The 22,993-nt window shown below is 34.8% G+C and carries 22 protein-coding genes; 8 read left to right on the top strand and 14 right to left on the bottom strand.

The features are described 5' to 3' along the window. Nucleotides 1-122: 122 nt before the first annotated feature. Entirely contained in the window at nt 123-1,313 is a 1,191-nt protein-coding gene (locus FC88_RS10760) for a hypothetical protein (RefSeq protein ID WP_057815502.1), read from the top strand. A gap of 70 nt (nt 1,314-1,383) precedes the next feature. Here the strand turns inward: FC88_RS10760 and FC88_RS10765 are convergent, their stop codons facing one another. Next, nucleotides 1,384-2,583 carry a metal-dependent hydrolase family protein gene (locus FC88_RS10765; RefSeq protein ID WP_057815504.1) on the bottom strand — a complete coding sequence of 400 codons (1,200 nt, stop codon included), beginning with the start codon at nt 2,581-2,583 and terminating at the stop codon, nt 1,384-1,386. Nucleotides 2,584-2,773: 190 nt separating this feature from the next. Here FC88_RS10765 and FC88_RS10770 point away from each other — a divergent pair, with 190 nt between their 5' ends. Continuing rightward, entirely contained in the window at nt 2,774-3,964 is a 1,191-nt protein-coding gene (locus FC88_RS10770; protein WP_057815506.1) for a hypothetical protein, read from the top strand. 41 nt (nt 3,965-4,005) lie between these two features. On the opposite strand, the gene murC is transcribed toward FC88_RS10770, so the two are convergent. The 3 genes from murC to FC88_RS10785 are packed head-to-tail and all read right to left on the bottom strand — an operon-like array spanning nt 4,006 to nt 6,332. Continuing rightward, nucleotides 4,006-5,337: a UDP-N-acetylmuramate--L-alanine ligase gene (murC, locus tag FC88_RS10775; RefSeq protein ID WP_057815507.1), complete on the bottom strand. Its 1,332-nt coding sequence runs from the start codon at nt 5,335-5,337 to the stop codon at nt 4,006-4,008. A gap of 13 nt (nt 5,338-5,350) precedes the next feature. Beyond that, entirely contained in the window at nt 5,351-5,983 is a 633-nt protein-coding gene (gene ytpR / locus FC88_RS10780) for a YtpR family tRNA-binding protein (protein ID WP_057815509.1), read from the bottom strand. A 22-nt stretch (nt 5,984-6,005) separates the two neighbouring features. Beyond that, the gene (locus tag FC88_RS10785; protein WP_057815511.1) at nt 6,006-6,332 is read right to left on the bottom strand and encodes a thioredoxin family protein; all 327 of its coding nucleotides are present in this window, start codon (nt 6,330-6,332) and stop codon (nt 6,006-6,008) included. Between the two features lie 123 nt (nt 6,333-6,455). On the opposite strand from FC88_RS10785, the gene FC88_RS10790 reads away from it, so the two are divergent. Then, a complete protein-coding gene (locus tag FC88_RS10790; protein WP_010019335.1) occupies nt 6,456-6,770 on the top strand; it encodes a hypothetical protein in 315 nt (104 codons plus the stop codon). A 21-nt stretch (nt 6,771-6,791) separates the two neighbouring features. On the opposite strand, the gene trmB is transcribed toward FC88_RS10790, so the two are convergent. The 3 genes from trmB to FC88_RS10805 are packed head-to-tail and all read right to left on the bottom strand — an operon-like array spanning nt 6,792 to nt 9,399. Beyond that, nucleotides 6,792-7,433, bottom strand: a complete 642-nt coding sequence (trmB, locus tag FC88_RS10795) for a tRNA (guanosine(46)-N7)-methyltransferase TrmB (RefSeq protein ID WP_057815513.1) — start codon at nt 7,431-7,433, stop codon at nt 6,792-6,794. Nucleotides 7,434-7,447: 14 nt separating this feature from the next. Then, nucleotides 7,448-8,665 (bottom strand): ABC transporter permease, encoded by a 1,218-nt coding sequence (locus FC88_RS10800; protein WP_057815516.1) that lies wholly within the window; start codon nt 8,663-8,665, stop codon nt 7,448-7,450. After that, entirely contained in the window at nt 8,665-9,399 is a 735-nt protein-coding gene (locus tag FC88_RS10805; protein WP_057815518.1) for an ABC transporter ATP-binding protein, read from the bottom strand. The genes FC88_RS10800 and FC88_RS10805 overlap by 1 nt, the downstream gene beginning before the upstream one ends. Before the next feature lie 90 nt (nt 9,400-9,489). Here FC88_RS10805 and FC88_RS10810 point away from each other — a divergent pair, with 90 nt between their 5' ends. The 4 genes from FC88_RS10810 to FC88_RS10825 all read left to right on the top strand — a co-directional run bounded on the left by FC88_RS10810 (nt 9,490) and on the right by FC88_RS10825 (nt 12,003). Then, complete coding sequence (locus FC88_RS10810) at nt 9,490-9,918, top strand: HIT family protein (RefSeq protein WP_057815520.1); 429 nt, start codon at nt 9,490-9,492, stop codon at nt 9,916-9,918. Between the two features lie 2 nt (nt 9,919-9,920). After that, on the top strand, nt 9,921-10,214 hold the full coding sequence (locus tag FC88_RS10815; protein ID WP_057815522.1) for a YtxH domain-containing protein: 294 nt from the start codon (nt 9,921-9,923) through the stop codon (nt 10,212-10,214). A 106-nt stretch (nt 10,215-10,320) separates the two neighbouring features. Further along, nucleotides 10,321-11,217, top strand: coding sequence for a peptidylprolyl isomerase PrsA (locus tag FC88_RS10820; protein ID WP_057815524.1), 897 nt, complete (start codon nt 10,321-10,323; stop codon nt 11,215-11,217). Nucleotides 11,218-11,541: 324 nt separating this feature from the next. Then, nucleotides 11,542-12,003 (top strand): universal stress protein, encoded by a 462-nt coding sequence (locus tag FC88_RS10825; protein WP_057815526.1) that lies wholly within the window; start codon nt 11,542-11,544, stop codon nt 12,001-12,003. Nucleotides 12,004-12,080: 77 nt separating this feature from the next. Here FC88_RS10825 and FC88_RS10830 read toward each other — a convergent pair whose 3' ends face one another. From FC88_RS10830 to FC88_RS10850, 5 genes are all read right to left on the bottom strand, one after another. Then, the gene (locus tag FC88_RS10830) at nt 12,081-13,019 is read right to left on the bottom strand and encodes a 3'-5' exoribonuclease YhaM family protein (protein WP_057815534.1); all 939 of its coding nucleotides are present in this window, start codon (nt 13,017-13,019) and stop codon (nt 12,081-12,083) included. Next, nucleotides 13,012-15,441 (bottom strand): AAA family ATPase, encoded by a 2,430-nt coding sequence (locus FC88_RS10835; RefSeq protein ID WP_057815546.1) that lies wholly within the window; start codon nt 15,439-15,441, stop codon nt 13,012-13,014. Before FC88_RS10835 ends, FC88_RS10830 begins: the two co-directional genes overlap by 8 nt. Nucleotides 15,442-15,443: 2 nt before the next feature. After that, nucleotides 15,444-16,604, bottom strand: coding sequence for a metallophosphoesterase family protein (locus FC88_RS10840; protein WP_057815548.1), 1,161 nt, complete (start codon nt 16,602-16,604; stop codon nt 15,444-15,446). 61 nt (nt 16,605-16,665) lie between these two features. Then, a complete protein-coding gene (locus FC88_RS10845) occupies nt 16,666-17,004 on the bottom strand; it encodes a YlbF family regulator (RefSeq protein WP_057815550.1) in 339 nt (112 codons plus the stop codon). Nucleotides 17,005-17,013: 9 nt separating this feature from the next. Beyond that, on the bottom strand, nt 17,014-19,086 hold the full coding sequence (locus FC88_RS10850; protein WP_057815552.1) for a PBP1A family penicillin-binding protein: 2,073 nt from the start codon (nt 19,084-19,086) through the stop codon (nt 17,014-17,016). 90 nt (nt 19,087-19,176) lie between these two features. On the opposite strand from FC88_RS10850, the gene FC88_RS10855 reads away from it, so the two are divergent. Next, nucleotides 19,177-20,091 carry an RluA family pseudouridine synthase gene (locus FC88_RS10855; protein ID WP_057815554.1) on the top strand — a complete coding sequence of 305 codons (915 nt, stop codon included), beginning with the start codon at nt 19,177-19,179 and terminating at the stop codon, nt 20,089-20,091. 73 nt (nt 20,092-20,164) lie between these two features. Here FC88_RS10855 and FC88_RS10860 read toward each other — a convergent pair whose 3' ends face one another. After that, the gene (locus tag FC88_RS10860; protein WP_057815556.1) at nt 20,165-21,085 is read right to left on the bottom strand and encodes a prenyltransferase; all 921 of its coding nucleotides are present in this window, start codon (nt 21,083-21,085) and stop codon (nt 20,165-20,167) included. 13 nt (nt 21,086-21,098) lie between these two features. Continuing rightward, entirely contained in the window at nt 21,099-22,793 is a 1,695-nt protein-coding gene (gene argS, locus FC88_RS10865; protein WP_057815558.1) for an arginine--tRNA ligase, read from the bottom strand. Nucleotides 22,794-22,993: the final 200 nt, after the last annotated feature.

The raw sequence follows: 22,993 nt of genomic DNA on the forward strand, positions 1-22,993 counted from the left end.
TCTTCTTGATTAACCCAATGTTTATACAGCAATATGCCATATTATCCAAAATAAATTTGACATGTAAATAAAAAAAGATTAAATTTATTTCTAATAATTTTTTAATTTTTAGGAGGATGCTTATGAATTATCTGATTGCTTTTACAATTGTTATGGTCTTTATGTTAATCGGGGATTGGGTTTCAGCTGCAACTAAGGCTTTCATCCCATCAATTTTTATTACTGCGGTATGTTTTGCTGTCGGTTTTTGGACTATCTTGCCCAAAGACATTGTTTCGCAAGCATCTTTTAATACTCAATTCATAGGCGTTGGTGTCTCAATGTTATTAGTTCATTTAGGAACCTTGATGAATTTAAAAGAATTATTGGATCAATGGAAAGCCGTTTGTATCGCTTTATTAGGCGTTGCCGGGACTTTGATTTTCACATTAATAGTTGGAACTTTCATTTTTGATTGGCACACTGTTGTTGCCGCTATCCCACCACTAACTGGTGGTCTTGTAGCCGCGTTATTAATGACGGATGGATTAAAAGCAGCTGGAATCTCTACTTTAGTTGCCCTACCAGTTTCTATGTATATTATGCATTCTATGGTCGGTTATCCATTGACATCACTATTGCTCAGAAAAGAGGGACATCGCCTCGCTGGAATTTACCAAAGCCAAAAAGATAATCCTAATTCCGATGTTTCCAAAATGATTAATCAGGAAAAAGTCGTAGAAGAACAAAAGAAACCGGTCTTCAATCTTCCTACCCAATATCAAACTCCTGTTTTCATTATCGTACGTGTTGCTTTAATAGCATTGCTTAGTAATTGGGTTGCAGGTCTAATGAACGGCGTTATCAATGCCAATGTTATTTGCTTAATATTTGGTGTTATTGCTCATCAGGTCGGTTTCCTTGAAGATAGCGCTTTGGATAAGGCAAAAGTATTTAATTGGTTAATGTATGGTCTTTTAGCATATATCTTCTCCCAACTAAGTATGACTACACCAAAAATTATTGGTGGAATTATTATTCAAATTTTAGTCTTAATCGTCCTTGGAATTTTCGGAATGTTCCTAGCTTCATTTGCACTCGCTAAGCCTTTCGGTATGAGCAAAAATATGGCTTTTGCATGTTCATTAACTGCGCTATTCGGTTTTCCAGCCGATTTTATTCTTACAACCGAAGTTTGCCACAGTGTTGCTATAGATGAAGGTGAAGAGGCTTACTTAACAGCTAACATACTTCCCAAAATGTTAGTTGGTGGATTTGCCACTGTATCAGTTGCTTCAGTTATTATTGCTTCTGTATTCTTAAAATTACTTTAATATCAAAAAGCAGAAATATCCTACTGGATATTCCTGCTTTTTTTGTGAAATAGAATACTATCTCCTGAAATTAATAAACCTTAACACCTTTTTTATAAACACCTTTATCAACTTGTTGAACTGCTTTAACATCAGCTAGTGGATCATGATCAAGTACTAGAAAGTCAGCAATCTTGCCTTCTTGAATGGAACCATACTTGTCATCGATTCTCAATAAATGAGCACTATTTTTAGTAGCTGCCAATAAGACTTCAGCATTGCTGGCTCCAACTTTAGTCAACAATTCCAATTCCTTTGATGTATCGGCAAAACGATTAAATGGAGTTCCCGCATCAGTACCAAAAGCCAATTTGACGCCAGCCTTATTAACAACTTTCATACGAGCGTAAAATTTATCCAAAAAACTTCTGGCTTTATCAACCATGTATGATGGCAATTTACCTTCACCATAAGTTGGGATAGTGTAACTTGCAATGACGGTTGGAGTTAGGTAAATTTCTTTTTCTTTTATCAAATCAATATCATCATCAGAAATCAAGCATCCGTGTTCAACTGAATCGACGCCAGCAATAATAGCATTGTGAATCCCTTGAGTACCTTCAGCATGTGCAGCAACAGTCATATGCTTTGTATGAGCTTCAGCAACGGCAGTCTTCAATTCATCAACTGAAAATTCAGTATCATCGATTTGATCGGTTGCGGACATGACGCCACCAGTTGCCATAACTTTAATATTTTTTGCTCCTAATTTAAATTGACGACGAACCGCATGGCGCATCTCATCAGATGAATCGACTAAATGACCCCAAGTAGTTTCGCCATCAATGCCTTCGGTAAAGTCAGCATGTCCACCAGTGATACACATTGGCCGTCCTGAAGGTACGATCTCGGTTCCACCAAGTTGACCTTCTTCTTGCAAGCGACGCAATTTAATATCCACATCAAAAGCACAGCCACAATCTCTAACATAAGTTACACCGGCCTTTAAGGCTTCCTTTAAATTATTCAAAGCTGTAAAGGTAACTTCAGCCTCAGACAAGTATTCCAATTTATTAGTAATTGGATTCATCATTAAGTGAACGTGGGAGTTGATCAAACCTGGCATGACATACTTACCCTTTAAATCGACAACCTTCTCACAATCTGGTGCATCATTAAAACCTAACTTAACAATTTCTCCAGATTCGCTATCAACAATAAACCAAACATCTTTTTGGATTTCCGGTTTCAAACCATCAAATAAGTTAAAATTTTTATATAAAGTTTGCATAATCATATGCCTCCTGAACTTTATTGCCTTGAGTTTATGTTCTGTAATTTTGATTGTCAAAATAATTAAATTATTTTATTCATAATTGTACTTTTTGTAATATAAATAGTTCTTTGATTGATTTATTACTCAAAAAAACATAAATTTTGTGGTAAGAATTTAAATAAAAATTCTTGCAGGAGGAAATAATATGACCTATTTACTTTCATTTACCATAATTATGATTTTCTTATTGATTGGTGAATGGGTATCAGCTGCCACAAAAGCTTTTGTTCCTTCGATTTTTATTACAGCCGTACTCTTTACCATCGGCTACTGGACGATTCTTCCCAAAAATGTCGTTCCGCAAGCCTCATATACCACTCAATTTGTCGGCGTTGCCATGTCGCTATTACTAGTTCAAATGGGAACACTAATGAATTTAAAAGAATTATTCAAACAATGGAAAGCCGTCTGCATCGCCTTGCTTGGTGTTGTTGGAACTTTAGCTCTAACTTTAACTGTTGGTTCAATTTTTTTCAATTGGAAAACAGTTATAGCTGCTGTTCCTCCACTAACAGGCGGTATTGTTGCTGCTTTATTGATGACTAATGGTTTAAAAGCTGCCGGAATCACTACTTTAGTAGCTTTGCCAGTTTCAATGTTTATTATGCATTCAATGATTGGTTATCCATTGACTTCAGTCCTTTTACGAAAAGAAGGTCTTCGATTAACGAAAATTTATCGAAAGCAAAAAGATAATCCAAATTCTGAGGCTGTCAAAATTGTTCAGCAACATCAAACCTCAGAAAAGCTACAAAAATTAATGATCAATTTACCTACTAGATATCAAAGTCCAATTTTTATTATTGCTAGGGTTGCATTAATAGCACTTTTAGCAAATTGGGTTGGAGTATTAACTCACAATATCATCAATGCCAACGTAATTTGTCTAGTCTTTGGTGTTATCGCTCATCAAGTAGGATTCTTGGAAACGGATGCTTTAAATAAAGCTAAGGTTTTTAATTGGTTGATGTATGGTTTACTAGCTTATATCTTTTCTCAACTAAGCCTAACTACTCCACAAATTATTGGAAAAATCATTTTACAAATAGTCGTCCTAATTTTATTAGGGATTTTGGGAATGTTCATTGCCTCATTTATTCTAGCTAAACCCTTTGGAATGAGTCGTGAAATGGCTTTTGCTTGTTCATTAACTGCACTCTTTGGCTTCCCAGCCGATTTTATTTTGACTACTGAAGTTTGCCACACGATTGCAAAGGATCCCGATGAAGAAGCATATTTAACTGAAAAAATTCTACCTAAAATGTTAGTTGGTGGCTTTGCGACCGTATCTGTTGCTTCAGTCATCATCGCCTCAGTCTTCTTAAAATTACTCTAAAAAATCCTTCAATTCAGATTTTCGAATTGAAGGATTTTTTATTATTGTTGATTAGGATTTAGTGTACTTAGCAATTGCTCATAAGCTGTTTCATATTTTTGAACATCACCGGCACCCATGAATATCATTACTGTATTGTGATATTCCAATAATGGTGACATGTCATCAAGTGTTAGAACATTACCACCCTTATGAATCTTATTGCCGAGATCTTTACTTGTAATATCACCATGTGCTTCACGAATTGAACCAAAGATATTAGTCAAGTAAACTTCATCTGCCAAATCTAGTGATTTAGCAAAATCATCCATCAAGGCCAAAGTTCTCGTATAAGTATGTGGTTGGAAGACCGCGATAATCTTTTTGTCTGGATACTTTTGTCTAGCAGCATCAATCGTTGCTTTGATTTCTTGTGGGTGGTGAGCGTAGTCATCGATGATAACTTGATCAGCAATTTTCTTTTCACTGAAACGTCTCTTAACTCCACTGAAAGTTTGTAGTTCACGGTTAATCAAAGAGTGGTCAAGTTTTTCCATATGACCAACACCAATAACGGCTAATGAGTTCAAAACATTGTGTTCACCAAATAGTGGAACTTGGAAGTTACCAATATTTTCACCATTGATAGAAACATCAAATGATGAACCTTTAACGGTACGTTTGATGTTTGTAGCGCGAATGTAATCTGATTCATTCAAACCATAAGTATAGATTGGTGTATCAGCTTTGATTGATTTGGCGTGCTTGTCTTCACCCCAAATGAAAATACCTTTCTTAGTTTTTCTAGCTTCAGATTCGAAGGCATCGACAACATCATTGATTCCACCAAAGAAGTAGTCTGGATGATCAAAATCAATGTTGGTGATAATTAAGTAATCTGGTGAATAAGCTAAGAAATGACGACGATATTCATCAGCTTCGAAAACAAAAAACTTAGCATCTTTGATTCCCTTACCAGTACCATCACCGATTAAATAAGATGTCTTAGCAATACCGCTTAAAGTATGTGCTAATAAACCAGTAGTACTTGTCTTACCATGAGAACCGGCGATTCCAATTGAAGTATATTCTGAAACTAACTTACCAACTAATTCAGGATAAGTGATAACTGGTAAATGAAGATCCTTAGCTTTTCTAATTTCTACTTGATCGTCGTTAAAAGCATTTCCTTTAACTATTGTCAAACCTTCATGAATGTTTTCTTCATCAAAAGACAAAATCTTGATTCCAGCTTGTTCAAGCCCACGTTGAGTAAATGTATATTTATCAATATCTGATCCTTGAACTTCATATCCGAGGTCTTTAAAAATAAGTGCCAAAGCGCTCATTCCTGTTCCTTTAATTCCAACAAAATGATAGACTGTATTTTCCATAATAGCTCCTAATCTAATCGAACAAATTCTTTGCTGCTTCAAAATCAAATGCTTGTCCAGCTTTACCCTCATCAAGCACTAAAATTCCACGCTTTTGTGGTGCATTAGGAATACCTAATTCTCGAGCAGAACAAATCATTCCAAAACTATCTACACCACGTAATTCACCAGGCCAAATTTCGGCACCAGTAGGCATTACGGCACCGGGCAAAGCAACAACGACTAATTGTCCTTGATCAATGTTTGGTGCACCACAAACGATTTGAACCGGCTTATCTAAGCCTACATCAGTCTGTGTAATGTGCAAATGGTCTGAATCAGGATGTTCTTTGATTGTATCGACATGTCCGATTACAAATTTTGGACTATTGTCAGCTTCCAACTTATCAGAAAAACCTGCTGCAACAAGGGCATCATTTAAGATAGCCACTTGTTTTTCATCGAGAAAGACTTGACCGGATTCATTTTGAATTCCAAGTTTTTCTCCAAGGTCAAAGAAATTAAAACCAATTGCTTGGTCATTTTCTTCGTTAAAAATTCGTACTACATTATCTTTTTGAGTAGTGTCTTGAGTTGCCACATCTTCTTGTGTTTCAACGATCAAGACATCCCCTAAAACATCTGGATTATAAAAGCTTAATAGCAAGTTTTTTCCCTCACTTGATTAATTATTTGTTAATGACACTGTTAATAAAGGTCTCAACTTCTTCTTTAGTTTTTCGATCTTTATTTACTAGTCTACCAATTTCTTTGCCATTTTCAATAACAACAAAGCTAGGAATGCCCATAATTCCTAATTCTTGAGCAATTTCCATGTTATTATCACGATTAAAACCAATCCAATCAAAATCTGAGTATTCTTTTTCTAGTTCTGGAAGTTTTGGTTCGATAAATTTGCAATCTGGGCACCAGTCAGCGTAGAAAAACAGAATGTATTTTCCTTCTGCAGTTACTTTATGCCAATCTTTTTCATTATAGTCTTCAAATGCTTTCATTTTATTCACCTCATAAATAAGATACTTTTTATTTGTTAAACGGTCAATTAAGTGCTCTTAGACCCAAGAATGATATATAATAGTGGTAATATATCAGTAAATCGAAATCAAGGAGTGATTCTTATGAGTAAAAAAGGTATCGGTTCATTAATCGTTGCTGGTACTGTACTAGCTGCCGGAGCAGCCGCAACAGTCTTAGTAAAACACCATCTAGATAGCGAGAAAATTATTGACAAAGTTAAGTCCGTTTTGGGCGAAGATAGTAAAGTCATCGGTTCATGGGTCGAACCATTCTACCAAAGAGTAGATGTTAACGGTCGTGCCACTTGGGGAATCGTTGGTGGCGTGACAACAATGGATGACTTCGATGTTGCCCAATATCACTTCATCGCTGATGCATTGACTGGCGAATTACTTAACATCAAAAAAGTACAATAAATTAATTAATAAAACTAAATTCTAGAAATGGGCTTTCAGGTAATTGATCCTGAAGCCTTTTTTTGAGAACTTTTCTTCATATTCAGTTTCAATATTGTTTTGATTGAGTATTTCATCGTTGTGAAGATCTAATGAGATTTCATCAAACTTCATCCCAAAATTATTCATACTGATCAAAGAATATTCGAACAAGCCTTGATTATCAGTCTTGAATTTCAAACTGCCATCGTCTTTTAAAATGTATTGGTATTGTTTTAAGAATGACTTATAAGTTAAACGACGTTTTTCATGACGAGTCTTTGGCCATGGATCAGAGAAATTTAAGTAAACTCCTGATACTTCATTTTCAGCGAAATATTCTGACAAATCAGCACCATTAGCTAGTAATAATTGCAAGTTGGGTAATTTTAACTCAACTTGTTTTTTTAGTAGCAAGGCAATAGCACCTTCTTGTACTTCCATCCCAATATAGTTGTTTTGAGGATTTTGCTTGGCTAATTCAGTGATGAATCTTCCCTTACCTGAACCTACTTCGATAAATAAAGGTTGCTCCTTTTCAAAGCGAGATTGCCATTTGCCAGGCATGTTTTCCGGTTGAATCGAAATTAGGTCTAGGTTGTCATTGATCATGTCCTTAGCCCAAGGTTTGTTTCTTAAACGCATAAATAATTACTCCATTAATCTAAATATTTTTTTAATTGTCTTGGCATGTAGAAATAGTTGACGAAGAACAAGACTGCTAAACCAGCCACGATGATAATCACACTATTGATACTAAACCCAAACTTATATAATACTGCTAATGCGCTGATGATCCACTGAATCAAAAGGATAAAAGTGCTTAGTTTTGTAAAGTCTTTGATCTTAGTCTTACTACTGATGGGATAAAGTCGTTGCATTAAATTTTGCATAACTTCTTTAAAGTAAGGTTTTAATTGGAATCCAACTAAATAAATAAATAACATTTCTACTACTAGCGAGATATAAAAACTATCAATCAAAGCCAACATAATAGCTTGAATAATCGTTAAACGCAAGAATAATCCAATATACTCGTTATTTCTAACAAAACCTCTAGCAAATAAGTACAAATAAGTATTGCCATTAACCGGTTTGATTGAATTATACAAGCCATCCAACCATTTACGGCGCTTGATTTTACTATTAACACCAGGCACATCAGTAAACAAGTTATAGAAGCGTTTGATACGAAACATTCGTTGATTCTCAGTTTCAATCGCATATTTCCACTGTAATTGTCCACTTGTTTCTAGCGTTTTTGTACGAGCGTTTAAATAAAGATAATAAATAATACCCACAATAAACATCAACCAACTAAAGAAATAAGTTGAAACTATTAATGAAATCAGCAGCAATAAATTAGAAACCAAACGCATACTCGTATTACCAAATTTAGCTTGACCGTATAGTTCCATCATATTGACATTTAAAAATCCTAATTTATAAATAATTAATCCGATTGCTAAAACAACAATGTCTATTATTTTCATGCCACCTGCACGAGATGCAAAGGCTGACAACAAGAAATTAACTAACATTAACGTGACGATTGGTACAAAAACGCTGTACTTTTTAGCTGCTCTAAAATATTTATAAAATTCTTTTTCTTTTACTAGCAAAAAGGTACTATCTGGATCTTCTAACAAAGTGGCAATTCCACCAACTTGAACAGCTAAAAACAGCAATAATATTACAATCGGTTTACCCAAAATAATTGGTCCATTGATGGTACCTAATAAATTGGAGTACCAAAAGCCCAGTGCACCAATCAAAACAATAAACGCTAACACAAAATTATCGTTAAAAATCAATCTAAGATATTTGAATTGATTAAGTTGATGTCTTCTTAATCTTTCATTCCAAAGTTTTAACATTAGAGATCCTCATTTGACATCTTGAGATAAATATCATCAAGATTAGAATCTTTTTGCATGTTGAATTTAGCCTTTAATTGATCCAAAGTACCATCAGCACGCACTTGTCCGTGATTAATCAAAACGAACTTATCGGCATGGTTTTGCACAGTAGCTAACACGTGAGTTGACATCAAAACTGAACAGCCTGCTTTTTTCTTAGTTTCAACGATATTTAACAAATCATTGACTGCCAACGGATCAAGTCCTGTAAATGGTTCATCAATAATAAATAAACTAGCATCGGTCATAAAGGCACAAACGATCATAACCTTTTGTTTCATACCTTTAGAGAAATTCTGTGGGAACCAATCCAGTTTGTTATCCAAGCGGAAAGTTTTTAACAGCTTATTCGCGTTTTCCCACGTTTTATCTCGATCAAGGTCATAGGCCATAATCGTTAAATCAATATGCTCTCTTAGAGTCAATTCCGGATAAAGAATTGGCATTTCCGGCACATAGGCAATTTTTTTACGATATTTTTCTACATCGTCATGTAGACTAATGCCATCGATCAAAATTTGTCCACCGCGTGGGTTCAACAAGCCAATGATATGCTTGATAGTTGTTGATTTACCAGCACCATTCAAACCAATCAAGCCGACAACTTGACCACTTTCAACTGTGAAGGTTTCTTTTTTCAATACTGATACTTGACCGTACCCTCCGGTCAGTTCTTTTACTTCTAAAGTCATGGATTAAACCACCTGTTATCTGTTTTTAATATGTGTATTATGATAGCATTATAGTAAATCTAATGCTGTTTTTTGAAAGGGGATTTTTACATGGATGATTGCGTCTTTTGCAAAATAATTAACGGAGATATTCCTAGTACAACAATCTATGAGGATGATGATATCAAGGCTTTCTTTGATATTTCTCAAGTAACGCCTGGTCACACACTTGTAGTTCCTAAAAAACATGTCAAAGATATTTTTGCCTATGATGAAAATTTGGCAGAACGTGTTTTCAAGAAGATTCCTATGATTGCTCGTGCCATCAAGGCTTCTAATCCTAAAATCATTGGGATGAATATTTGTCAAAATAATGGTGAGATTGCTTATCAAAGCGTTATGCACTCACACATCCATTTGGTACCTCGTTATTCTAAAGATGATGACTTCTCAATGCATTGGGGAGACAACACTGGTTTAGCAAGTAACGAAGAACTCCAAAAGCGTGCTGAAAATATCAAACAACACTTGGAGGCTTAATAATGAGATTCTTTACCGGATTTGTGATTGGAACTGTTTCAGGAACTGCTCTTGGACTATTTCAATCAAAAGACGCCACACCTAGTGTTAATGATACCAAGATATTTAAGAATATAAAAGATTTTAAAGATATATTAGCTGATTTACAGAAAAATGTTGCTGTGGTACCAGAAGTAATGTCTGGAATTCAAAAAGATATTGCCGACTACTCTACTAGCATCAAGCCTGATGTAGACGAATTGCAAAGTTCAATTGCTGAAATGAAGGCAAACCTTGCTAGTTTCAAGCAAAATTAGCTCAAATTATGAATTTTTTGTGATTTTTTCAATAAATAACAAACTATTCCTGATGTTTTATGGTAGTCTTTTCAATTGTAGACATATTAATTAAGGATGTGTAAAGATGAATAAACGTTTAACTAAATGGATTTTAGCTATTGCTGGTCTATTTATGATAACAGTTGTTGCTGGATGTTCTGGTAACAAGACTGTTGCTACTCTTAAGGGTGGAAGAATTACCCAAGAAGAATACTACAAGGAAATGAAGAGTTCTTCATCAGGTAAACAAACTCTCCAAACTATGATCATCACTAAAGCTCTTGAAGATCAATATGGTAAGGATGTTTCCACAAAACAAGTTAATAAAGAATATAACAAGTACAAGAGTCAATATGGTTCATCATTCAGCTCTATTCTTCAACAAAATGGTATGACAACTGCCCAATTCAAGAAGAATATCCGTACTAACCTTCTTACAAAAGTTGCCTTAAAGAAGAATAAGAAAGTTACAAACAAGGATCTTAAGAAGGAATGGAAGAGTTACCAACCTAAGATTAAAGTTGCTCAAATCCTAGTAAGTAAAAAAGCCACTGCAGAAGAAGTTATTACAAAACTTCAAAACGGTGAGGACTTCTCTAAACTTGCTAAAGAATATTCAACTGATTCAGCTACAAAGAACAAGGGTGGTAAATTAGCTGCTTTTGACAATGATAGTACAAGTGTTGATACTGACTTTAAGACAGCCGCTTACAAGCTAGAAAAAGTTGGTGATTACACAGATACACCAGTTAAGACTAGTTATGGTTACAGTGTTATCAAGCTTCTAAACAAACCTGCTAAGGGTAAGATGAGTGATCATACTGCTGAACTTAAGTCTAAGATTTATGCTTCATGGCTACAAGATTCAACTGTTATGCAAAAGGTTGTTTCAAAGGTCTTGAAGAAGGCTGATGTTTCTATTAAAGATAGTGATTTGAAGGATGTTCTTTCAGGATATGTTTCATCATCATCTAAAAAATAAATAGATAAAAATAACGTTGAAAATTAATTCGGCGTTATTTTTTTTGCAATATTTTTCATAAATATTAATCAGTAAAAACAAAATTCTTTCAATGAATAAACCAAATTTAATTTATTTTTAAAAAAATTTTCTGATCTAAACCTTAATTTGGTGTAGAAAGTTCAGGAACTTTAACTTTAATATCCAAGTTGTCTACCTTTACTCTACGTTATTACTTGAATGACACTCTATAAATAGCTTATAATCCATCGTTTTTTTATGCTTGTCATATCAACGTTTTCAGGTATTATATGAGTTGTAAGACGTTTTAAAAGGAGGATGTTTATGGATTATCAAGAATTTAATGACCCATTGGTATACCGTCGTATCCTTTTAACGGTTGATGAGGATGACAATGAATCTACCATAAAAGCTTTTCGTTTTGCCACGACTATGGCACATGACTATGATACACGTTTGGGCATTGTATCTGTTTTGGAAAGTGATGATATTAATATTTTTGATTCATTGACTCCCGCAAAGTTAAAAGAAAAACGTGATGAATTAAAGAATGTCGTTGATAATTACGTAAAGATGGCTGAAAATTTAGGACTGAAAAAAGTTGATCCACTAGTTTATGATGAAGGCGATGTTGATGATGTAATCATTGAACGTGCAATTCCTGATTTCAAACCAGATTTAATTGTTACTGGTGCTGATACAATTTTGCCACGTTCAAAAATCACCGCTACAATTGGACCTCGTTTGGCAAAAAAAGCTCCTGTTTCAGTGATTGTCGTTCGATAGCCACAAAAAATAGCATCTATCCAGATTACACCTCTAATTTGAGGAATCTGAATAGATGCTATTTTTTTTAGTATTTTTTAACTGTGCTTATAAAATGAACGATTATCGAGTCCAAAAACACGCTCAGAAAACTTACCATTTTCAGTTTTATCTAAGGCCTTGGTAATCATATTGATTGAAGCATCCATCATATCAATATTATGCAATACTTCCGCTTCTAACAATTTAGGACGTTCTGGCGAGCCATATTCTAACAGACCATGGTGTGACAAGATCATATGTCTCAAAAGAATCATATCTTCACTATCTAAACTGATACCTAAGTCTGTCGCTGCTTTGACGATCTCTTCGTCTACGATAGTGATATGGCCTAACATATTGCCCTCAAAGGTATATTCAATATCTAAGCTACCGGACAACTCAATAATTTTACCGAAATCGTGTAAACAAGCTCCTGCAAGCAAAAGTGCACGATTGATTTGGGGATATTGATCAGAAATACTTTCCGCCATTCTCACCATACTCAAAGTATGATATGCCAATCCACCTTGAAAATCATGATGATTGCTTTTAGCAGCTGCACTAGTAAAGAATCGGTCATGATACTTCTTGAATAAATATCGAACGATTCGATTCCAAGCCCCATTAGTAATTTGCAAAAAGACATCGTCAAATTCATTTTCCATATCAATTTGCTTCATCGGTGCTGTTTGAACGAACTGTGACATATCAACCGTATTTGGATCCAACAGACCAAGGCGAGTGATATTGACCTGTGGTTTACCCTGATAAACGTCACGTCGTCCTTCTAATTGAACCACTGCTCCGACGTGATATCTTTTTGCATCTTCTTCACTAGCATCCCAATACTTACCAGGGATTTGTCCTGACTTATCTTCAAATACTAATGATAAAAAGTTCTTGCCATTTTTAGCCAAACGAAAATCTGAACGTTTGATGATTACCTCTAAGCTCATATTCTCGCCTTTATTAAAATCTACTACATGCTTAGGCACTAATATTCCCCCCTAAAGTTAAAATGTGTTCTTGATTAATTACCGTTGGTTCATTTGCCGTTACATAAATCACCTGATTATTTTTGGCGATTTTTTGAATCAACTTAAAGACATTTTCTTTTCTTGAAACATCAAAATCAACGAAAGCATCGTCAATTAAAATTGGCAATTTTATCAAATCGGAGATTTCTGTCACAAAGGCTAATCTCAATGCTAAATATAATTGAATCGTTGTAGCCTTCGATAGTTCATGAACGTCAAATTGAATTTTGTTTTTACTTAAAACTGTCAAATTTTTTTGTTTAAAATCAATTTCTGAATAATTATTGTTTGTCAATAAAGCAAAATATTCAGTTGCTCGTTCCAACATCTTAGGATAACGATTTTTTGTTGCCACGTTTAACATATTACGTATCCAATCGCTAGCTAGTTTTTTAGATACCCATTCATCGTAATTTTCTATAATATCTTGTTTATTTTGGGCCAACGCTAAAACCACTCGTTGATAATGCTTATTGTCATAAATTTGTTGCATCTGTTCTTTTAATGAGCCGATTTGACGACTCAGTTCATTATTCTTTTCTGTCAAAGAACTAGTTTGTTTAGTGACAGCTGCCAGTTTTTCAATCAAGGATTGGTGTGTTGGATAGGCTTTAAGAGATTCCAAGTCACGTCCCAAGAAATCTTTATCTTGCTTGATTTGGTCATTGATCTTTTGGTTTTGAACTTGTTGAGTATGCATCCTCATGAATTCATCCATATTGATTACTTGATACTTCTGAAGAACAGCAAAAATTTCATTATTTAATTCATTCAAACGTTGATTTCTCTGTTCATCTATTTGTTTTGTGGCAGCCTGATTTTTTTGCTCTAAATCAGCCTTAGCCTTGATAGCATCTAAACGCGCAAAATATTTTTCTATTTGTTCATTATAATTATCATCTTTATAAGAATTATCCAAAACGTCTAGTTCAATCAGAATCTTGCGCCATTTATTTAAATCAACTTCAATACCTTTGATTCCATCAACCAAACCTTTTTGAGTACCATGAAAATTATCTAAAGCTATCACCGTTCCTTGCAAACTAATGATATTATCCCGAGAAATATTCGTATAACCCTTTTGCTTGATAAACGACAGACTATTCAAAGCTGGTTGATTGTTAGATTGATTTTTGTACCAATACCAAATTCCACTAGCTATTGCTGCAACAATCAAAATAATCTTGAGCGGATTGCCGACTACTAAGGCTAAAATGACCGCAACTACGCAGATCAACAAGAAAATATTATTATTATCATTTTTTGTAGGAGTCAATTGGTCAATTTCTTCGCCCGTCAAAGGCAACATATCTTCTGAAAGTTCTGGATGATTTTTGAACAATTGATCTACCTGGGTATCAACTCGTAGTAACTTAGTATTCATATCATCACGATGAAATTGCAAATTCTGTAATTCAAATTTTTGATTTCGAATGTAATCCAATCGCGTTTGATTCTGATGATAATTTTTTAAAATTTGTTTTTCAACATTATCTAAATTAGATACTTTATTAGTTGGGGCGGTATCTTTTAAAATACTCAATTCCTGATTAGCTTTTAAAACATTTTCCCAATCAGTATTGCTGATTATCAACGTCTCATGCTTAGGGTCATTTTGCTGTTGTAACTGGTCAAAGCGATACCATTTCTTATCTAAATTACGTAAATCATTTTCAGATTCAGTAGCCTGCTTTAAAGATTTTGCATTATCGTCAAAGTCTTTTTGAGTTTGTTCCAATTGTTGCTTTACTCGTTGATAAGCGACTTGTTGATTCTCAATTTCTGATTTTTCTTCCAAAAGTTCTTTACGTTTTTTTAAATTTACAACTAATGGTTGCTTTTGTCCTCTAGGCTTGTAAAGATCATCAGCATCATGCGACAACTTATCTGCTACCTTTAACCACTCCTTGCTACCAACCGCTCCAATTGACATAACTTCAGTTTCAAGTTGTTGTTCATCCAAGCTATAGATTGACAAAATATTTTTATCATCAAAAACGTGAGTATTTTCAAAATCTTCCTTAGTAAAATTTCCAACGATTTGTTTGAGCGACTCATTAGGGACTAATTGGTCATCGTGATAAATGGTTAATTCTCCATCACCTTTACCGTCAATCCGACGAAGAGTCCAATGGCTTTGATCCGACGCTAAAAATAATAATTCACCGCCATAACGACTACCATTCTTTGGTTTATATTGTAAATACTTATTATCTCCTCTAGCTGTCGCAAATCCAAAAAGAATGCTTTGGATAAAATTCAAGAGCGTAGTTTTTCCAGCTTCGTTAAAACCAAAAATAACTTGATAATCTGAGGCAAAGTTAAATTCTTGGTCGATCCACTTACCGAAACCGTATATATTTGCTTTAACTAATTTCACGATTATTCTCCAGTATATTTTCGATTTATAGTATTCTTAACTAATTCGGTAAGATTTTTCAAAAAATCTTGCTCATTTATGTGATCCCGAATGATATTTTCTGCATATAACTTACTATCTAAATCTTTGATCTTATCCAAATCTAAGGTTTGATTTTGCGCTTGCTTCCAATATTTTTGATCAATTTGCGATAATTGTGGATTGTCATTAAATTTTAAAATAATTTTATATAAGACACTCGGTGTTTCAACATTAGTAAAATGATGTTGTAATTCATTGCGTCTGATAGTTTTAATAACATCATCAGACAAATTTTGAGCATTATTGATCGTCAAAGTCAACAATGTGTCTGCTTGATTCAGACTATCCGTTATTTTAGTTATCAAACTATCGATTGAATCGTCTTTGGCATTCAATTCAATTTTATCCCAGGTATAAACGCTGCTCTTGCAAAATTTTAACTTGGTTAACTGATTCTCTACTGTCACAATGTAAAAACCTTTAGGCGTAGTCTCATTTTGATTTCGACCTTGAATATCACCAGGATAGACGATTGCTGGATTGTCGCATAAAATTTCACGCTTATGAATGTGACCTAAAGCCCAGTAATCATAACCTTTTTGAATCAAATCATTGAGTTGAAACGGTGCATAATTGTCATCGCCAACACCAGCATGCAAAATTCCAATTTGATAATCGAAATCTCCGCGACTAGGATAATTTTTAACAATTGCTTGGTTGATATGCTGCTGATAATAACTAAATCCAGTGATACCAACCTTTATTCCATCATTAGTCACTAACGTTTCTGTTGTAACATCTGATCCAAAAATATGAACATTTTCAGGGAAATTAACTACAGCAAAATTATTACGATAATAATCATGATTACCGTAAATCAAATAGACCGCGATGCCAGCCTGTTTTAATTTTTCAAACTCATCGCGTAAAAACATTTGTGCCTTAAGTGAGCTATCAGTATCATCAAAAATATCCCCAGCCAAAATCACAAAATCTACTTGCTCTTTCAAGGCCGTCTCAAAAAGAGTCCTAGCTGCTTGATAAGTTGAATCTTGTAGTTTTCTTTGTAATTCCTTGGAAAAGTCATTAATGCCCACAAATGGCGTATCTAGATGTAAATCTGCTGCATGTAAAAACTTCATTGCTACTCCCCTGTAAAAGAAAAGGACTTGAGCAAATTACTTAAGCCCTAAGTCCTTATTATTAATCTTGATAAATTTCTGCGATAGGCTTTGAAATAATTTTATTTAATTCATCCATCATAGAATTCATCTTTTGCTCTTTATCCATTAAGTTTTGGATTTCACTGTAATTTGAAAGTTGGTCTGTAAGTTCACGCATTGCCTTAATGTCATCGTCTGTGATTTCTTGACCTTGCATTTGTTTTTGTTGTAATTCAAATTGTTTGTTTTGAACTTTATCAAAAAGTTTGTATGCCAAGTCATTAGCTTTAACAGCTTCAAAAGCAAGCTTTAGTTCTGCAACTTCAGTTGTCTTTCTTAAGTCTTGTTCAAGTTGATTGGCGCTATCGTAAATGTTCATATAGTCCTCCTATTGACCAAAAAAGTTCTTAATATCATTGTACCATTCTGTGGCTTTATTTTTAATGTTATTTACTCCATCTTGAATGGATTTCGAAATATCATTGTCATCATCATCCGTATCAGTGGCATTAGCTAACGTTGTTGCATCTTTAACCCCAAAGCTAGTTTGCTTAGTTTCCGGTAAGATATTTGACATTTCATTCTTAAATAATGTCGACATCCCGTTCTCATTAGCTGAAGTTAGGAAATGGTCTTTATCAGATTTGTCAAATCCCATCCAACTAGCAACTACCACATCCGGTGTATAACCAATCATCCACTGATCTTTAGTTCCAGCATAACCCCATGATTGAGGTACTTCAGTTGAACCAGTTTTTCCAGCAATTTGATAACCAGAAGGTTTGGCATACTTACCAGTACCCTCGTTGTAAACTCCTAGCATCATACTTGTCATTTCTTTAGCAGTACTCTTACTAATAATCTGTTTAGTAGAAGAATTACTATTATCAACAACAACAGTACCAGTCGAATCAACAATCTTAGTAATGAAGTGCGTACTAGCAAGCTTTCCTTCATTAGCAAAAGCCGTATAAGCTCTAGCTATTTGAAGTGGCGAAACACCATATTCCAAACCACCTAAAGCCAAAGCTAAGTTTTGATCAGACTTATGGACTTTAATGCCAAAGTTCTCGACTGAAGCGACACCCTTTTTGACCCCAATTTTATCCAATAAAGCTACGGCAGGCACATTTTCACTCTGATAAAGTGCTTTGTACATTGGGATCGTATCTGAATAAATTCCATCAGCATTAGTTGGCGAATATTTATTCTTACCAAAACTAGTAATTTGGTTAGGCAATTTTGAATCATAGCTATAACCGTTTTCAATTGCTGGTGTATAGACTGCTAAAGGCTTAATCGTTGAACCTGGTTGACGTGCTAATTGAGTAGCCCGGTTCCAACCTCTAAAGGTGTGATCTCCACGTCCGCCGATAACCGCTAAAACACCACCGCTTTTCGGATCAACTGCGACCGATGCACCTTGAACCTTAGTTCCATCAGCTGCATTGGCTGGGAACAAATAATTGTTATCAAAAGTTTTTTGCATCGAAGTTTGCATTTCCTGATCTAGAGTCGTATAAATCTTGTAACCTTTATTCAAAATATCGTCTTCTTTAAGGCCGTATTTATCAACAGCTTCAGCGATAACTGCATCGAAGAAATAAGGATACTTATAGGAACTGCTTACTTCATAATTATCGTTCAAGTTAATGGAAGTATTTTTATAATAATTTGCTTGTGAAGCGGACAATTTATTATTATCAACCATCAACTCTAAAACTAAATTACGTCGAGCAAGTGAGTTTTTCATGCTATCAATTGGGTTATAATAATTAGGTGCTTTCAAGATAGCCGCTAAAACAGCCCCTTCAGCAGGATTTAGTTCTGATGCATTTTTTCCGAAATACTTTTCAGAAGCATCCTGAACTCCCCAAACACCATTACCAAAGTAAGCATTATTCAAATACATCGTTAGGATTTGTTTCTTTGAATATACTCGATTTATTTCAATCGAAAGGAATAGTTCCTCACCTTTTCTAGCCAAGGTTTGCTTTTGCGTTAACAAAGAGTTCTTCGCTAATTGCTGAGTTAAAGTACTCCCACCACCAGTAATTCCGTGATGAATGATATAACCCAAAGCAGCTCGAATATATCCTTTGATGCTAAATCCTGGGTTAGTCCAAAACGTTCGATCCTCAGTGGAAATTACCGCATTTTGGATATTCTTAGAAATTTTATCGTAACTGACGTACGTGCCTTTGCTTGCATAAAGTTGACCGGCATCATCACCATCTTTATCGATGATAGTCGTCTTTGTCTGTAAAGAAGACTGTAAATCAGACACGTTGGCGGTTTTAGCTTTATAAGTCCAATAACCACTTAGAACTAAAATCATGATCATAACGACCAAGATTATCCACCGAGTGACTTGGAATCTCTTCCAATACTTTTTTATAAAAGACCACGCAACTAGTAATTTGGGTTTAAACCATTCCCAAAAACCATTGTTTTTATTCATTTTCAAATACCTCTATATAAGAACAAATTTTATCACATATTGAGAGTGTTTTTTTAATTTGTCTTAAATCTTTAAGGAGCTAACTAGTTTATGTATCAAAAAAAGATAATTTATCATCAAGAAATAGGTGAAAATTTAACTATTCGCGAATTACTAAAAAAATGGCTGATCCCTAAGAAATGGCAACATTTTTTTCGTATTCAACAGGACGTTTTAATCAACGGGACATATCATTCTTTTAATACAATTGTTCACAATCAAGACAAAATAACTTTAAATTTCAATTTTTTACCTCGATCAGAACAACATTATTTGCCTGGCAATGATTCTGTAGATGTCGTTTACGAAGATGATGACATAATTGTCGTCAACAAAAGTGCCGGTAAGAAAACTCATCCAAATATTATGACTGAAAACGACTCTTTGATGAATGATGTGGAAACTTATTTAACTAACGGCCATCCCTATATGGTCCACCGCATCGACATGGAAACTTCCGGGTTAGTACTAATTTCCAAAACTCCATATTTAGTTCCTATCTTCAATCGCCAATTATCTACTAAAACTTTGCACCGCGAGTATTTGGCCTTGGTCAGGTTGGACAAAGAAATTCCCGATTCTGGAACTATCGACTTACCGATTGGTCAAGACCCTAATGATGTTCGTAAAAAAATCATCAGCTCTACTGGTTTAGATGCTGTGACAAAATTTAAAGTTATCCAAAAAAATGACGACTATGCATTATTACAACTAAATTTATTGACTGGCCGCACTCACCAATTAAGAATCCATCTAGCTAGTCAAGGCTGGCCTATCGTCAATGACCCACTCTATAATCCTCATAAAAAAACTGGAGATTTATTACTATTTGCCCATAAATTGGTTTTTCAACAACCTTTTAGTGAGAAATTCCAAATTATTTCAGCAAAATTATCAAAAAATATGTATAATCTAATATGTGCTTATTTAAAGCAACCAAAAAGCTCACCTAATCCCGACAATTAGGTGAGCTCTTCTTTTATGTTCAGAAAGAAGTTTTAGGAGTGATTTTTATGGACTCTTTCTGAGAAGGCTGCAATTATAACACTGACATAACTAATTTAATAATCGCCCCGACAGCAATCAATAAAATATACGTTACTGAGAATTTACTTACAGCTTTAATTACTAAAGGATAAGTTTTTGTTTTAACTTGTTCCTTTAGATAAGGACGAAAATCGTCCCAAATGTTTGGATAAAGTAGCACGATCAACAGTGTAGTGTAAGGCACTACTTTTGTTAGAGCTAAGATAGGCACTAACAAAAAGGCAATCGCCCAGCTAGCTTTAAACAAACTTAAGGCATTGGCTTTCCCTACTTTACTAACCAATGTATTACGACCATTTTTGAGATCTGCTTCTAAATCACAAGTACCATTACTCAACTCTGCACATAGGAATGCAAAAGTGTTAGGCAGACAGGCCAAAACAATTGAGATGGTAGTGCTAGAATCAAATTTCCCTGATCCGAAAAGCCCAAGATAGGAGTAAGCTATAGGAATCAATTGGCTTATGGCAATAGCCACCACTATTTCTCCAACAAACGTTGAATTGAGTGGCTTAGGACCTGCTGAGTATAACAAACCAATAGCAACACCGATGACCCCGATCATCAAAGTGATCCAACTAGTTTGATAAGTCAGAAAGGCTCCAATTATTAATGGAAAAATGGCCAAACCGAGCATCCATTTTTTGACTATTGCCAGTGATTCACGATTAACTCCGATGGTACTGATCTTTTGCCGATATTCTTCACTCGTAGAGTTCTTATAATCCATGTAATTATTATGGAAATTTATGAACAGGTGAATGAAAAATACAGCTATAAATCCCAAAATACCATACCAGATATTAAACGTTTGATAATTCAAATATGTGAAACTGATTGACATCAACAACCATGCTAAATCTAGTGTGGTTGTTTTTATTTCCGATAATTCATCAAAGATTTTTCGATTCACAATTTATTTCATCCTACATTTCTTCTGGAGCTTTAACACCTAATAGACCAAGTGACATTTGTAGAACAATTGAAACTGACTTAACGAGTGCAAGTCTTGCTTTAAGACCTTCATCATCAGCCAAGATCTTACTGTGTGCATAGTATTGGTTAAAGCTCTTTGCAAGCTTTAGAACATACTTGGCAACAACTGATGGTTCGTAGTCCTTAGCAGCACGTTTAACGACGTCTGGGAAGTTTTGAAGCATCTTGATAGTATCCCAAGCTTCTGGGTCTGTAACGGCCAAATTCTTGGCATCTTGATAGTCCACATCGCCAGCTTTTCTCAAAATACTCAAAGCACGAGCATTTGTGTATTGAACGTAAGGACCAGTTTCACCTTCGAAACGAACAACTTCTTCAAGGTTAAAGTCAAAACTATCACGACGGTCATTCTTCAAATCATGGAAGACTACCGCACCGACACCAACTGCTTCAGCAACGGCATCTTTGTTCTTCAAATCTGGGTTCTTTTCTTCGATTTGTTTCTTAGCTAAATCTACGGCATCATTTAAAACGTTTTCTAGCAAGATAACACGACCGGAACGAGTTGAAAGCTTCTTACCACCTGTTGTGATCAAGCCAAATGGGATGTAATCGATGTCGTCTGACCAGTCATAACCCATCTTCTTAAGAACGATCTTAAGCTTTGTAAAGTGCTCTGCTTGTTCGCTACCAACAACGTAAAGTGATTTAACGAAGTCGAATGTATCTTTACGGTACTTAGCAGCAGCCAAGTCACGTGTGATATAAAGTGTGGCACCATCAGTCTTCTTGATCAAAGCTGGTGACAAGTCGTATTCTGACAAGTCAACGATCTCTGCACCACGACTTTCAACTAATAAGTCTTTGTCTTCAAGTGTCTTAACGATAGCATCCATCTTGTCGTTGTAAAATGATTCACCTGTAAAGTGATCAAATTGAACATCTAGACGATCATAGATAACTTGGAATTCCTTAAGTGAAAGTTCTTTGAACCATGTCCAAAGTGCCAAAGCTTCTTTGTCGCCATCTTCCATTTTCTTAAACCAAGCACGAGCTTCATCGTCAAGCTCTGGTTTTTCTTCAGCCTCCTTATGGAAACGTACATAATATTTCAATAGATTGTTGATAGGGTCAGCTTCGACTTCTTCAACAGAGCCCCACAATTTATAACCAACGATCAATTTACCAAATTGAGTTCCCCAGTCACCCAAGTGATTGATCTTAACGGGATTGTAATTTAGTTTTGAAATAATTTTAGCAATTGAGTTACCGATAACTGTCGAACGTAAGTGACCCATTGACATTGGCTTAGCAATGTTAGGTGATGACATATCGATTGGAACGTTACGTCCCTTACCTTGATCAGCATTACCATAGTTTGTTTGTTCAGTTAAAACTGTCTTTAAAATATCTTTTGAAAAGGCTTCTTTATCTAGGAAGAAATTGATATAAGCACCAGTATTAACAACTTTTTCAAAACCAGTTGCATCGATCTTGCCAACTAATTCTTCAGCAATCATATTAGGTGCTTTGTGCAATGTCTTAGCCAAGATAAATGTTGGGAAAGCATAGTCACCCAAATCTGAAGTCTTAGGCTTCTCGATTAATTTTGTAACTTGTTCCTCAGTAATGTCCTCTGGTAAAACTTTAACTAGTGCATCTACTACTTGTTTCTTAAAATCCATATTTTCCTCCTTTAGATAAAAAAACGCCTCTTCCAATAAACTATATTGAAAGAGACGAGATTTCCCGCGGTACCACTCTAATTGATTAATATCCACTCATTAATTGATTATTCATTTTTGTAAGAAGGGCGCGACTTAATCTTTGATTTAGTCAACTCTCACCAAGACATGACCTCGCTTAAAATCTTATGATTAATTAT

Origin of the sequence: Companilactobacillus futsaii JCM 17355 (assembly GCF_001435505.1) — a bacterium.
In the GTDB taxonomy this organism is placed as follows: domain Bacteria; phylum Bacillota; class Bacilli; order Lactobacillales; family Lactobacillaceae; genus Companilactobacillus; species Companilactobacillus futsaii.